Origin of the sequence: Streptomyces rishiriensis (assembly GCF_030815485.1) — a bacterium.
Classification (GTDB): Bacteria; Actinomycetota; Actinomycetes; order Streptomycetales; family Streptomycetaceae; genus Streptomyces; species Streptomyces rishiriensis_A.
The window spans coordinates 591,897-605,438 of the sequence record NZ_JAUSWV010000002.1 but is presented as its reverse complement, the minus strand read 5'-3'; the positions used below and the strand labels follow the sequence as shown (position 1 = coordinate 605,438).

At 72.4% G+C, this 13,542-nt stretch carries 12 protein-coding genes; 7 read left to right on the top strand and 5 right to left on the bottom strand.

Annotated features, from left to right (window positions below):
• Positions 1 to 262: 262 nt before the first annotated feature.
• A complete protein-coding gene (locus QF030_RS05065; RefSeq protein WP_307161436.1) occupies positions 263 to 1,633 on the top strand; it encodes a cytochrome P450 in 1,371 nt (456 codons plus the stop codon).
• On the opposite strand, the gene QF030_RS05060 is transcribed toward QF030_RS05065, so the two are convergent.
• Positions 1,539 to 3,734, bottom strand: coding sequence for an FUSC family protein (locus QF030_RS05060; protein WP_307161435.1), 2,196 nt, complete (start codon positions 3,732 to 3,734; stop codon positions 1,539 to 1,541). The two genes, QF030_RS05065 and QF030_RS05060, sit on opposite strands and share 95 nt — an antisense overlap.
• A gap of 326 nt (positions 3,735 to 4,060) precedes the next feature.
• On the opposite strand from QF030_RS05060, the gene QF030_RS05055 reads away from it, so the two are divergent.
• Positions 4,061 to 4,378, top strand: a complete 318-nt coding sequence (locus QF030_RS05055) for a hypothetical protein (RefSeq protein ID WP_307161434.1) — start codon at positions 4,061 to 4,063, stop codon at positions 4,376 to 4,378.
• Between the two features lie 154 nt (positions 4,379 to 4,532).
• Here the strand turns inward: QF030_RS05055 and QF030_RS05050 are convergent, their stop codons facing one another.
• A complete protein-coding gene (locus QF030_RS05050) occupies positions 4,533 to 5,447 on the bottom strand; it encodes an SGNH/GDSL hydrolase family protein (RefSeq protein WP_307161433.1) in 915 nt (304 codons plus the stop codon).
• 189 nt (positions 5,448 to 5,636) lie between these two features.
• A complete protein-coding gene (locus tag QF030_RS05045; RefSeq protein ID WP_307161432.1) occupies positions 5,637 to 6,251 on the bottom strand; it encodes a TetR/AcrR family transcriptional regulator in 615 nt (204 codons plus the stop codon).
• Between the two features lie 111 nt (positions 6,252 to 6,362).
• Here QF030_RS05045 and QF030_RS05040 point away from each other — a divergent pair, with 111 nt between their 5' ends.
• Both QF030_RS05040 and QF030_RS05035 read left to right on the top strand, forming a co-directional pair.
• Positions 6,363 to 7,097 carry an SDR family oxidoreductase gene (locus QF030_RS05040; RefSeq protein ID WP_307161431.1) on the top strand — a complete coding sequence of 245 codons (735 nt, stop codon included), beginning with the start codon at positions 6,363 to 6,365 and terminating at the stop codon, positions 7,095 to 7,097.
• Positions 7,098 to 7,287: 190 nt separating this feature from the next.
• Entirely contained in the window at positions 7,288 to 7,986 is a 699-nt protein-coding gene (locus QF030_RS05035) for a ScbR family autoregulator-binding transcription factor (RefSeq protein WP_307161430.1), read from the top strand.
• A 205-nt stretch (positions 7,987 to 8,191) separates the two neighbouring features.
• Here QF030_RS05035 and QF030_RS05030 read toward each other — a convergent pair whose 3' ends face one another.
• Entirely contained in the window at positions 8,192 to 9,490 is a 1,299-nt protein-coding gene (locus QF030_RS05030) for an MFS transporter (RefSeq protein WP_307161429.1), read from the bottom strand.
• Between the two features lie 445 nt (positions 9,491 to 9,935).
• Here QF030_RS05030 and QF030_RS05025 point away from each other — a divergent pair, with 445 nt between their 5' ends.
• From QF030_RS05025 to QF030_RS05015, 3 genes are all read left to right on the top strand, one after another.
• Positions 9,936 to 10,298 (top strand): bifunctional 3-phenylpropionate/cinnamic acid dioxygenase ferredoxin subunit, encoded by a 363-nt coding sequence (locus tag QF030_RS05025; protein WP_307161428.1) that lies wholly within the window; start codon positions 9,936 to 9,938, stop codon positions 10,296 to 10,298.
• A complete protein-coding gene (locus QF030_RS05020) occupies positions 10,295 to 11,458 on the top strand; it encodes an NAD(P)/FAD-dependent oxidoreductase (protein ID WP_307161427.1) in 1,164 nt (387 codons plus the stop codon). The genes QF030_RS05025 and QF030_RS05020 overlap by 4 nt, the downstream gene beginning before the upstream one ends.
• Before the next feature lie 130 nt (positions 11,459 to 11,588).
• Entirely contained in the window at positions 11,589 to 12,719 is a 1,131-nt protein-coding gene (locus tag QF030_RS05015; RefSeq protein ID WP_307161426.1) for an aromatic ring-hydroxylating oxygenase subunit alpha, read from the top strand.
• Positions 12,720 to 12,732: 13 nt separating this feature from the next.
• On the opposite strand, the gene QF030_RS05010 is transcribed toward QF030_RS05015, so the two are convergent.
• A complete protein-coding gene (locus QF030_RS05010; protein WP_307167468.1) occupies positions 12,733 to 13,479 on the bottom strand; it encodes an IclR family transcriptional regulator in 747 nt (248 codons plus the stop codon).
• Positions 13,480 to 13,542 lie beyond the last annotated feature (63 nt).

Sequence of the window (13,542 nt, the reverse complement as noted above, 5' to 3'; positions counted from 1 at the left end):
CACGCCGGGGCGCAGTGCGCTCCGGCTGTGGCGTCGGCGCTCGCCGCCGACGACGACGCGGAGCTGTGACCGCTCACGTGTAGGCCGCCGCGCGCGGGCGTAGGAGTCGGGGGGCAAGGAGCCGGGGTCAAGCAGTCGCGGGCCGGGGAGGGTTGCGGGGCGCCCTCGGCGTGCTGTCACCCAAGGTGTCCGATCCCGTACAGTCCGCACGGCGTCCGTGCTCCGTCGCGGCCCGGCATCGCCATCGACCAGGAGAAGAATCATGGAACCCGAAGCCGGTCACGGCTCGCTCCCGCTCGGTCCCGGAACAGGGCGGCCGGTCCCCGAGGTCGAGCCCGCGCTCGTGGAGCGATGGCGCGCCGAGGGCGGCGAGCTGGTCGAGTTGCTGTCCCGGGTGCGTGAACGGAGGGGCGGCGTCGCCGCGTTCCGCCTCGGGCCGTCGCCCACCGTGCTCGTCACCGACCCGTCGGCGGTCCAGCACGTACTCGCCCGGTACCCCGAGCGGTACGTCAAGCGCTCCCACCGCGCCCGCCTGCTGATCGGCGACGGGGTCCTGGCCGCCACCGGTACGGCGTGGAAGAGCCAACGCCGGCTGCTGCAGTCCCAGTTCACCGGTACCGGGATGCGCCGCTACGAGCAGCGGATCACCGCGGCCGCCCGCACCACCGCCGAGCGCTGGGCCGGATACGCCCGCACGGGGCAGAGCCTCGACGTCGGGCGGGAGATGCGCCGCTTCGCCCTGGACGCCATCTGGCGCTCCCTCACCGGGCACCCCCTCGACGACGGGACGGAGCGCGAACTGAACTCCGTGGCAGTCGTGGCGACCGCCCTTCCGACGCTGCCCGCCGATGCCTCCGACGCCAGGGGCGCCGTGGCCGCCGATCTCGCCCGGATCGACGCGGTCGCCGGGCACGCCATCGAGGCCGCCCGGAACGGCAGGGCGGGTCCGGACGGCCCGGGCCTGCTGCAAGTCCTCACCGACGCCGGCAGCGAGCATCCCGCCTACACCGACCAGTTGATCCGCGATGAGCTGGTCACGTTGCTCGCCGCCGGGCACGAGACCACCGCTACCACTCTCACCTGGCTCTATCTGCTCCTCGACCGGTACCCCGCCGCCCGCGGACAAGCTCTCGCCGCCGGTGACGAAGGCTCGCCGCAACGCCGCCAGGCCATCCAGGCCCTGGTCCACGAGACGCTCCGGCTCTATCCGTCCGCGTGGATCCTGCCCCGCCACGCCGCCGAGGACGACATCCTCGGCGGCTACGCCATCGAGGCCGGCACCGACCTCCTCGTCTGCCCGTACCTCACGCACCGTGATCCCGAACTGTGGCCGGATCCGGAGCACTTCGACCCGCTGAGGTTCGTCACCCCGGGCGGTCGGCCCACGGATCCGGGTGCCTATTACCCGTTCGGTATCGGGCCCCGGGCCTGCCTCGGCGTGCAGTTCGCGCTCCGCGAGTCGACCGTCCTGCTCGAACAGTTGCTGCCGGTACATACCTTGGCCTTCTCCGCCACCCCGGCCAGGACGACGTACGGCTTCACCGTCCGCCCCGACGGCCCCACGGTCGCGACCTTGGTGGCTCAGGGCCCGCCGGCTCACGATGCGGCCGTCGAGGAGCCGGTGACCGGGTAGTCCGAGGGCCGGGGCCGGGGCTCGTGCTGGTTCTGAGGTCGGCCGCGAGCGCGTTGAGCCATACCTCGATGTCGGTCAGGAGGGACAGCACCCGTGGCGGGACTCCGGGCGGCAGGGTGGGCGGTGGTGTCAGCCGGACACGGATGCCGCCCGGAGGGAAGTCGGCCGCCCGGACGACGGCTGTCGCCGCCTCCTCGCTGACGCGCCGGGCCCACTGCAGCGCGGCGGGAGGCAGACCGGGCGGACGGTCCGTCCGGGGGAGCCAGTAGGCGCCTACCAGGACGCGGGAGCCGAAGTTGAGGGCGGCGAGATAGTCGGGTTCGGGCTCACGGGCGGCGGCGGAGGGCTCCGTTCGGTACTGCGCGTACGAGCCCTCCGCGATGCGAAGCCGGTGCAGGGTCAGCCGGACGGCCTGCCGGGCGGCGTCGCCGCGGCCCGCCGGACCGTCACCGGTCGCCGCGGCGGCGGTGGCCCGCACCACGGGCGCGGCGGATTCGAGCAGCGCCGTCATGCTGCGCCGCGTCTCGGCCCGGGCCCCGAACGGCCAGGCGAGCACACCGCACAGCAGCCCGACCGCGCTCCCGGTCAGCACGTCGAGGACACGCATCTCCGCGAGCCGCCAGGTCACGGGTGCGATCTGCGCGAACGCCGTGGAGACGACCAGGGTGAACAGTCCCTGAGCCCAGGCAGGACCCTCCAACGGCCCTACCGCGAAGGCGATCAGCATCATCGGCACGAGCAGGTACGCGTACACCTCGGTGGACTGGCCCGCCCCGATGAGGAGCACACCGGCGGCCAGCGCACCGGCCATCGTGCCCACGACGGCGGCGCGGACGGCGGACCAGGCGGCGCCGGCCGTGGTCCGCCCCAGGGTCAGCACGGTCAGCAGGACCCAGAATCCGTGCGACAGGTCGAGCGATCCCGCCACCAGGCGGGCGAGTGCGAGGCCGAGGGCGCTGCGCAGCGCGTTCTGGAAGACGACCGAGCGCCGCGTCAGATTGCCGGTGAGACGGATGGTGAACAGGCGGACCGTCGGCGTCCGCGCGTACCAGAACTGTTCCCGGGGCAGGCCGTGGACCGGTCGGCGGCCGTCGAGGGCCAGGGCGACGGCCGTGCGGACGGTCACCGCGGAGACCGCGATCGTCAGCACCGTCGACTGCCGCCGCAGCACCTGGTGCGGGCGGGGGGCCCGATCGGTGGGGTCCCCGTCGCGGGAGCCGAGGAACTGTTCGATCAACTCCTCGATCAGTTCGGGCCCCGCCGCGGGCCGCGACCGGCGCAGCGCGCCGGCCGTTTCGGCGCAGGCCGCCGCGGTGCCGTGCAGCAGATTCTGCGAGGCGGTGTCGGAGGGCGCGGAGTGCGTCTCGGTGAGGGCGGCCAACTGGTCGACGAGCCGCCGGGTCGCGGAACCCGCCTGGGCGAGCGCGCGGTCCGCCCTTCCCGCTCCGGTCGGGCGGGCGCCGACAGGCTGCTGCGAGAAGCGCAGGCCCCGGCCCGCCGCTCTCAGCCGTCCGGCCTGACCGGGCTCCGGGCCGTCGGTGCGGGTCAGCGCGCGGGTGGCCCGGGCCGCGAGGTCCAAGGTGTCGGCGATCCGCTCGCCGTACGACGGATCCGGCGGATCGGGAAGCACCGCCACCTCGCACAGGACGAGCGCCGCCCCGCCGATGGCGACCCCGGTCAGCCGCTCGGGCAGGGTCTGCGGGGCGAAGGGCGGGAAACACGCGAGGATGTAGAACAGCTGAAGCCCGGGGACGGTGCCGGCCAGACGCGGGCCGCACACCGAGCCGAACATCAGCACGAACCCGACGACCAGCATGCCCGCCACGGCCGACCAGGTCTGCACGGCGAGGGCCGTGCCCGCGGCGGTGAGGACGGCGGCGGCCGGCAAGGCGCGCAGTACGGTCAGCGCACGCCGGCGACCGGACCCCGGTACCGGCGAGAGCAGGCCGAACGCGATGGGTGTGAACAGGGCGTATACGGCGGTCACGGGCTGGTCGAGGACGTACGCCGCCGGATAGAACCCGGCCGCCGCGGAGGCCGTGACACGCGTCGCGCGCCGGCCGGCCCGGACGGATTCGGCGAGCGACGGCCGCTTGGGCATCAGCGCTCCTCTCCGCGCACCACCCGAGGACGATCCGCGGCTTTCAGTGTCGCGCGGGTCGGGGGGTCGCGCAGGCGGGCGCCGCCGTGCTGCCGGCACGGGTGCGGATGCCGTCCTCCGTGGGCTGCGGGCACGGGTGCGCGGCCGCGGGGCTCCGGCCGTGCGCGGACCGCCCGAGAAGGGGAAACAGGGTGACGGCGGGCCGGCTGACGGGGCCTGCCCGAAGAGAGCGGAGATCGACCGCCCGCTCCGGGGGTATGCGGGAGGGAACCCGAGGACAACGGACCGAGAAACAACGGACCAGAGGATCTGAGGAAAGGAACACCATGACCACCTACGTGATCACCGTGCCCGGCACCTTCACCGCCGACGTCGAGGACGAGACGCGAACGCGGCTGAGTCAGGCCCTGCGCCCTGCCGATCCGCACCGCACGCGGATGGGCAGCGCGCAGGACCTCGACCCGCTCACCGTGAACGAGGACGACACGTTCACCATCCGGCTCGCCGTCGAGGCGGACAGCGGTCCGCACGCCGAGGAGGACGCCCGCAGGCTCGCGGACTCCGCGCTGCATGCCGCCGGGCTCGACGACAGCAGCGCGCCGCTGGGACCGGCGGTGGTCACCGGCATCGACTCCGACATGTGAGCCGGCCGGGAGGGGCGGGGCCGGGGCGTGGCCCCGGCCGGGCGGACCGGCGCGGACCAGCACGGCGCGCGGCCGAACGGCGCCGGTCATCCGCTGTCTGCCCCCGCCGCTGTCTCGGCGTCTGCCGCCCCGCCGTCCACCGTCCGTCCGTCGGTCAGCGGCCGCCCCGGCCGTGCGTCAGGCGCTGCCACACCGCCCCCGCCATGGCTTCCTCACCCTTGGCGTTGGGGTGTGCGGGAGCCGCGGGGGAGGAGGGCTGCAAGGGTTCGATCCACCGCTCCGACGGGGGCTTGCACATGTCGTGGCCGATGGTCGGGCCGTAGGTGTCCACGTACTCGGCGTGGTTCCAGCGCGCCACCAGACGGAGCATGAGGTTGAGCCGTTTGCCGGTGTCCCGGAGGTAGGGGAAGTCCTGCGTCGCGAACGGCACCGAGGGCGCACAGCCGCTGCCGTCGTCGGGCAGCAGGTCCGGGTAGCCGACGACGAGTATGCGGGCGTGCGGGGCCCGGTCGTGCACGGCCTGGAGCACCCGGGCGACCTTGGGGACGGTCTTGGCTATCGCGACGGTGAGCTGGTCGACGCCCGAGGAGCCGTAGTGGCGTTGGCACGGGTTGCCCGTCGGGTCCTGCGCGGCCAGTTGGGCGCAGGTCCCGATGATGGTGCCGAAGCCGATGTCGTTGCCGCCGATCTGGACGGTCACGAGGTCGCTGTTCCGTCCCACCGCGTCGAGTTGGGGGCCGTTGGTCCCCTGCGCCTTCCACATGTGTTCGGTGGTCGCCCCGCCGCAGCTGACGTCCTTGAACGTGGCCGTCCGGAGCCGCCCGGCCACTATCGACGGGTAATTGTGGTCCGAGCGGGCGCAGTTGGCGTCCACCTGCCGGGGAATGAGAGGGCCGGAGGTGTAGGAGTCGCCGAGCGCCACGTACCGAGCGGCGCTTCCGCCTCCGCCGTGCGCCGCGGCCGGTGCCGCGGAAGCGGCGACCAGGGCACAACTCCCCAGTGCGGCAAGAAGAGTGACGCCCCTTCGCCGATGGCCGGCCGGTCCTCCCGTGCGAACGTCGCGCTGCATCGAGTTCCTCCCCCTTGAAGCCCACGCCCCGTCGACGACGCCGTCCCGTACGGTCGGCATACCGTTCGACTGGGCTTGTATACCGCCCGGTAGGTCACCGGGGCCAGAGTCCGGAGCGAACGCGTTGCCGGAAGAGGCGGAGGCCCGCGGCCGGAGCGGAGAGGCGCGCCGGTGGCCTTCCGCTCCTCGTCAGGCGCGTACGCCGCGCAGCAGGTTGGCGACCAGGCTCGTCGCGAACTCCTCGACGAGCGGCAGGCTGGGCATCAGCAAGCGGTGATAGCAGGCACCCCACAGCTGGTCCACCAGGACCTCGGGATCGACGTCGGGACGTAGCTGTCCCTCCGTCTGCGCCCGCCTCATCCGCCGGACCGCGAGTTCGCGGCGCGGGTCGGAGTAACGTTCCAGCAGAGCGGCGGACAGCTCCGGATCGGTCTGGGCCTGGCCGATGAGCTCGGCGATCACCCGCCCGGCGGGTGTCCCGGTGAGTATCCGGACGAACGCGCGGAGCTGCGCCGTGAGGTCGGCCTCCACGTCGTCGCTGTCGGGGAAGGCCAGCACGGACTCCACGGCGTGGAAGTAGCCGTCGAGGGCGAGCGCTCCCTTGGACGGCCACCACTTGTAGATCGTCGTCTTGCTGACTCCTGCCCGCTCGGCGACCGCCTCGATGGTGAACCCGCCCATGCCGCGCTCGAGCAGCAGGGCGCCGGCGGCGTCGAGGACGTCCGCGCGCACCTCGGCGGTGGGGCGTCGGCCCCGGCCGCGCCGTGGTCCGCGTGCGGCTTCCGGTTCCGACCGTTCCTGCATGGCGCCGACCTCCAGGCATCGTCCGAGGGATCCACAGCCTGGCATATGGACGCAGCGTTCACAACGTGATTATATGGACTCAGCGTTCATAAATGAACTGGAGGCAGCATCATGTCCAAGACCACACGCGTCGCACTCGTCACCGGCGCTTCCGGAGGGATCGGTAGGGCCGTGGCCCGTCGGCTCGCGACGGAGGGCATGGCCGTCGGTGTGCACTACGCGGGCAACAGGAAGGCCGCGGAGGAGACCGTCGCCGCGGTCGAGGCGGCAGGCGGCAGGGCGCTCGCGGTCAGCGGTGACGTCGCCGACGAAGGCGCCATGGCCGACGTGTTCTCCGCCGTGGAGGAGGCGTTCGGCGGGATCGACGTCGTGGTGCACACCGCCGGCGTGATGACTCTCGCGCCGGTCGCCGAGTTCGATCTCGACGCGTTCGACCGGCTGATGCGGACGAACGTCCGTGGCGCCTTCGTCGTGGCCCGGGAAGCGGCGCGCCGCGTGCGCGAGGGCGGGGCGGTGGTCACCTTCTCCACCTCGGTGACCCGGCTGGCCTTCCCCGGATACGCGCCCTACGCGGCGAGCAAGGGGGCCGTCGAGGCCATGACGCTGGTGCTGGCCCGTGAGATGCGCGGTCGGGACGTCACCGTCAACGCGGTCGCGCCCGGCCCGACCGCCACCCCGCTCTTCCTCGAGGGCAAGGACCAGGAGACGATCGACCGCCTCGCCGCGCAGCCCCCGCTGGAGCGGCTCGGCACGCCCGAGGACATCGCCGAGACCGTGGCCTTCCTGGCCGGCCCGGGACGTTGGGTGAACGGACAGGTCCTCTTCGTGAACGGCGGCATCGCCTGAGCCGGCGGCGCGCCCCGCTCCTCTCGTTTCGAGGCCCGGTGACGGGTTCGGGGAGATAGGTCGTTCCAGGTAAAAATACCAAACATGCGGTTTACTTATGCCTCACCGGTGGGATGCTCTCCTTGATCCGGACGGAGCGGCCCGGTCCCGCGTCGTCCCTGTACCGGTGGGGGAGGGAGGCCTGGTGGTCATGGGGGCGCGAGCGCTGCGCACACGTCAGTCTCTTGTCGAAGCGGCCGCCGAGTTGTTCGCCGCCGAGGGGTACGCGCGGACCTCTCTTCCCGTCATCAGCGAGCGGGCCGGTGTGAGCACCGGAGCACTGCACTTCCATTTCGCCAGCAAGAGCGATCTCGCTGGAGAGGTGGAGCGGGCGGCGGCCGACTCCGCGGAGGAACTCGCGAAACGATGTCGCGGCGCGGCGGACACGCTCCTGCAGTCCTTGGTGCACACGGCCTGCAACCTGCTCCTGGCCGTGGTCGCCGACCCCGTGATCAGGGCGGGGTTCCGGCTGAGCGGTGATCCGGCCCGTAGGAACGAGGCGCGGATGCTGCGGTGGTGGCGGACGTGGGTGCACGATGTCATCGTCCAGGCGCAGCACGAGGGGGAGCTCGCCCAGGACGTCTCGATCGACTCCGCGACGACCGTGATCGTGGCGGCGACGACGGGGTTCGAGGTGCTGGGCGCGGCCGACGACGACTGGCTCTCGGTGGACCGCGTGACGCAGTTGTGGACCTTGCTCCTGCCCTGGCTGGCGAGCTCACCGGACCACGCTCCGCTGCTGTCGGGGATCGGTGAGGCGTTGGACGACGTGACCGACCAGCCGACGGTCCGCGCCACGGGGGAGCGCCTCGACGGGAACGTCCCCGAGGACGGCACCGGTTGCGACTGACGCCTCGTCTCCGGCAGCCGGTGCCCACGACCGCGCCGCAACCCCCTTGCACGGCCGGCGCCGACCGCCCCGGACGGGCCGCGTCGCCGACCGCCCTGGACGGGCCGCGGCGGGAGGTCGCCCCGGGCGGGGTGCGCGGACGTCGGCGCCGCTCAGTCCTCGTCACTCGTGGGCGTACCGCGCCCGATATTGCGGCTGTCCGTGGTCACCGCTTGCGTCGCTTCACGTCGGCCACGCGTTCCACGTCGGCCGCGGATTCCGCCGTCGAGTCCGCGGGGGAGGACGCTTCCGCGACGGTACGCAGGGTGCGCACCTGTGGTGAGAGGAGGGCTGCCGCCGTGGCCAGGACGACCATGACCGAGCAGCCGGCGAGCGCCCTTCCGGTGCCCACGGCGGCGGCGACGGGTCCGGCGGCGAGCAGACCGAGCGGGGCGAAGGCCAGGGAGCCGAACCAGTCGTAGGAACTGACGCGCGACAGCACCTCCTCCGGGACCTCCCGCTGGATCGTGGTCGCCCACAGCACGCCGAAGACGTCCGACGCGATACCGGCGCCGAACATGGCCGCGGCGATCAGCCAGACCGGGGCTTCGGCGCCGAGCAGGGCGATCGGCACGGCGGCCGGAAACGTGCAGAGCACAGCCACGAGAAGGGGACGGCCGACCCGCACCCGGGTGGCGAGTCCCGCTCCGGCGATGGTGCCCAGGGCCTGCGCGCCGACGATGACCGACCAGGCCCGCGCCCCGCCGAAGTGCTGTTCGGCCGTCAGCGGCCCGAGCACTCCGACGTTGGCGTTGAGCGCGGCCACCACCACCGAGTACTGCGCGACCACGACCCAGAGCCACTGCCGGGAGGCGAACTCCCGCCATCCCTCCCGAAGATCGGCCCACCCCGACGATCGGCCGCGCGGCCGCACGGACACCCGCAGCCGGGTGGTCAGCGCCGCGCTGAGGACGAACGAGGCCGCGTTGAGCGCGAGCGCCCAGCCGGCGCCCACCAGTGCCACCGTCACCCCGGACAGCGCCAGGCCCAGCAGCAGCGAACTGTTGGTTCCCACCCGAAGCAGCGCGTTGGCCTGTTGCAGGCGGCCCGCAGGCACGACCGACGGCACGACGCCGTCCATCGCCGGTGCGAACAGTGCCGTGGCCGTTCCGGCGACCACCGCCAGCAGACACATCGCCACCAACGGCGCGTGCCTGGTCAGCACCATCGCGGCCAGCCCGGCGTAGGCGGCAGCCCCCAGCGCGTCGGCCAGGACCATCAGCCTCGGTCGCGACATACGATCCGCGATCACCCCTCCCACCAGGATGAACACCAACTGCGGCAACGCCTGGCAGGCCAGCACCAGTGACAGCCGAGCCGCACTCGCCCCGGGCAGCGCGAGCACGGCGAACGCCAGGGCCACCCGTGCGAAGCCATTGCCCAACACGGAGACGACCCGAGCGGATACGAGCAGGGCGAACTGTCGGTCGCGCCACAACGGCGAACCGTCCGAGGAGAGTGTCACGACCGAGCACCCTAGACGCGCCCCGGCGCGACCGGCACCCTGAACCGGCCACTCACCGGCGCCGACGCGCACGACGGGGTCCGCCTCCCGCCCGGACGAACCGGATCGGGACCTGGAGGCAACGTCCAGGCGTACAGGTCTCCCGATCCGCTGTCCCTTCGCGTCGCCCGGGAGTGCATCGACCGGGGCTTCTGACGGTCCGGCGGACAGCGGGCGACGCGCCGGTTCCCTCGCCCGTGACGGGGCGAGGAGGCGGGCCGCCTTCCTGTTCCCGCCGGGCCGGGGCACCCAGAGGATTGTTGCTTAGCGCGCACTGAATTGCGTCAGCAGCAACTCCGCGAAGCCGAGTTGTGCGGCTCGTGAACGCCTTGACAAGGGTTCGTGGCCGACTCCAGACTGATGTTGCGCTTACCGCAATCCGTTTCGTCATACGCACCGAGGTGTCATGAAGATTCCCGCGTGCCGTCTCGCGGACCTCCCGCGAGGCGAGGCCTTCCGGCTCGACATCGATCCGCCGGTCTCGGTGTTCCATACCGACGACGGCGAGTTCTTCGCCATCGACGACACCTGCACCCACCAGGACGCCTCGCTCGCCGACGGCTGGCTGGAGGGCTGCGAGGTGGAATGCCCGCTGCATGCCTCGAAGTTCGACCTGCGCACCGGCGCAGTCGACGCCCCGCCGGCCAAGCGCCCGGTGCGCACGCACGAGGTCGTCGTCGAGGACGGCGTGATCCACGTCCGGCTGTCGACGGACGCCCCCGACCTGCCGCCCTGTGTCGCGTCCCGGCTCGCCGGGGGTTCCGCGTGAGAACCGTGGCCGTGGTGGGCGCCTCGCTCGCCGGGCTGTCGGCGGCGCGCTCCCTGCGCAAGCGGGGCTACGACGGACGGCTGGTCGTCGTCGGCGAGGAGTTCCATCGCCCGTACGACCGGCCGCCGCTGTCCAAGGAGTTCCTGGCCGGCGCCCTCGGTGAGGCCGACCTCGCGCTGGAGGCGCACGACGAGGACCTCGGTGCGCAGTGGCTGCTCGGCGTTCGCGCCACCGGCCTCGACCGCACCCGCCGTGCCCTGCGGCTGGCCGACGGACGGGAGGTCCGCGTCGACGGCCTCGTCATCGCGACCGGTGCCGCCGCACGCAGGCTCCCCGGCGCCGACGGCCTGGCCGGCGTGCACGTCCTGCGCACTCTGGACGACGCCCGCGCCCTGCGCGACGAACTGGCCCGAGGGGGGCGGCTGGTGGTGATCGGCGGTGGGTTCGTCGGCGCCGAGGTGGCCTCCACCGCCCGCGCCCTGGGGCTCGACGTGACGGTCGTCGAAGCGGCCCCGACGCCGTTGTCCGGGCCGCTCGGAGCGGCCATGGGCGGCGTCGTCTCCGGCCTGCACGCGGACCACGGCGTACGGCTGCTGTGCGGCGTGGGCGTCAAGGGGCTGAGCGGGGAGCGGCACGTGGATGCCGTGGTGCTCGAGGACGGCCGCGGCATCCCGGCGGACACCGTCGTCGTCGGGGTGGGCGCCCGCCCGTGCGTGGAGTGGCTGGAGGGGTCCGGCATCGAACTCGACAACGGCGTGAAGTGCGGTGCCGACGGGCGCACCGGCCTGGCCGGGGTGGTCGCGGTCGGCGACTGCGCCAACTGGTACGACCCCCGCGCCAGAGCCCACCGCCGCGTCGAGCACTGGACCGGCGCGCGGGAGCGCCCCGACGCCGCCGTCGCCACCCTGCTGGCGGGAGGTGCGGTCACGCCGGGCGTGCCCCGGCCGCCGTATTTCTGGTCCGACCAGTACGGGGTCAGGATCCAGTTCGCCGGACACGCGGCCGGCGCCGACAGCGTGACCGTCGAGGAGGGCGCCGTGGACGACCGTGACGTCCTGGCCGTCTACCGGCGTGCCGGAGATCCCGTCGCGGTGCTCGGCATGAACCAGGCGCGGTCGTTCACGCGCTGGCGCAAGCAGCTCGCCGCCGCGACGTCTTGACACCGTTCCTGTGGCATCCCATGCTGCCGTTGCGTATGGCACGCAGCGTTGCTTGATGCACAACGCCGTCCGGAGTCGCTCCTCCCGGCGCGTGCATGTCCCCTCCACGACGTTTCCCGAGGAGTGCCCTGTGACCTCGACCGGACTTCCGGACAGCCTGATCGCCACCCTCCCCGGTTCCTCCTATACGGATCCGACGGTCTTCGCCCAGGAGCAGGAGCGCATATTCGAGACCGTGTGGTTCTGCGCCGCGCGCGCCTCGGAGCTGGCGAAGCCGGGTGCCTTCCGCACCGTCGACGTGGGCCGCGAGAGCATCCTGCTCACCCGCGCGCGGGACAACGCCGTCCGTGCCTACTTCAATGTGTGCCGGCATCGCGGGGCCAGGCTCCGCACCGAGGAGAGCGGCGAGGTCAAGCGGGCCTTCCAATGCCCGTACCACGCCTGGACGTACGACCTGAACGGGAAGCTCGTCGCGGCGCCCAACCTCACCAAGATGCCCGATGTCGGGCGTACCGAGTACGGTCTGGTCGCCGTGGCGGTGCGCGAATGGCTCGGCTACGTCTGGGTGTGCCTCGCCGAGGACCCGCCCTCGTTCGAGGAGGCCGTCGTCGGCGACGTCGTCGCCCGCCTCGGCGACGTGGAGTCGATCGAGCGCTACGACATCGACCACCTCTCGGTGGGCAGGCGGATCGTCTATGACGTGCGGGCGAACTGGAAACTCATCGTCGAGAACTTCATGGAGTGCTACCACTGCGCCACCATCCACCCCGAACTCACCGAGGTGCTACCCGAGTTCGCCGACGGATACGCCGCGCAGTACTACGTCGGGCACGGCGCCGAGTTCGGCCAGGAGGTGCAGGGCTTCACCGTGGACGGTTCCGAGGGTCTCGACCGCATCCCCGGGGTGGCCAAGGACCAGGACCGCCGCTACTACGCGATCACCGTCAGGCCGCAGGTCTTCGTCAACCTCGTCCCCGACCATGTGATCTTCCACCGGATGTACCCGGTGGCCGTCGACCGCACGATCGTCGAGTGCGACTGGCTCTACCTCCCGCACGTCGTCGAGAGCGGCAAGGACGTCAGCCGGTCGGTGGAACTCTTCGACCGGGTCAACCGGCAGGACTTCGACGCGTGCGAGCGCACACAGCCCGGGATGAGCTCCCGCCTGTACGCCAAGGGCGGGGTGCTGGTGCCCAGCGAGCACCACATCGGCGCGTTCCACGACTGGGTCAACGAGCGTCTGGGCGGCGGCCCGCAGTAGCCGGGCCGGCCGGTCAGCCCAGGTAGCCCATCCGGTGACTGATCTCGTCGGCGCCCTTGAGCAGCACCGGGGAGAGTGCGTGCAGACGCTCCTCGGTGAAGCGGTACGCGGGCCCCGAGGCGCTCAGTGCCGCGATGACCTCTCCGTCGCGGTCGCGGACCGGCGCGGCCATGGCGTGCAGGCCGATCTCCAGCTCCTCCAGCGTCCAGGCGTAGCCGCGCTCACGGGCCTCGGCGAGGTTCTTCTCGATCTTGGTCTTGGCGGTGATGGTGTGCGGCGTGACCTTCTTCATCCCGGTCTCGGCCAGCAGGGCGGCGCGCTCCTTGGCGGGGAGGTGGGCCAGCAGGATCTTGCCGCTGGAGGTGGCGTGCAACGGGGTCAGCTGGCCGACCCAGTTGTGCGCGGTGATGGCCCCGGGGCCGCGCACCTGGTAGAGGTTGATCGCGTAGTGCTCCTGCAGGACGGCGATGTTCACCGTCTCGCCGATCTCCTCGGCGAGGCGCTCACAGACCGGGCGGCCCTGCTGGGTGATGTCGATGCGTCCGGTCACCGCACCGGCCAGGCGCACGATGCCGAAGCCGAGGCGGTACTTGCCGCGTTCGCCCGCCTGCTCCACCAGACCGCGCGCCTCCAGGGCGCCGAGCAGACGAAACGCGGTGGACTTGTGCACGTCGATTTCGGCGGCCACCTCGCTGACGCCCGCCTCGCCGCGTTGGGCGAGAATTTCGAGGACGCTGATGGCGCGGTCCACCGACTGCACTCCGCCGGCCTGCGAACCTGTCGTTTCGGTGTCTTGGCTGTGGTTGCTCACAACACAACTATA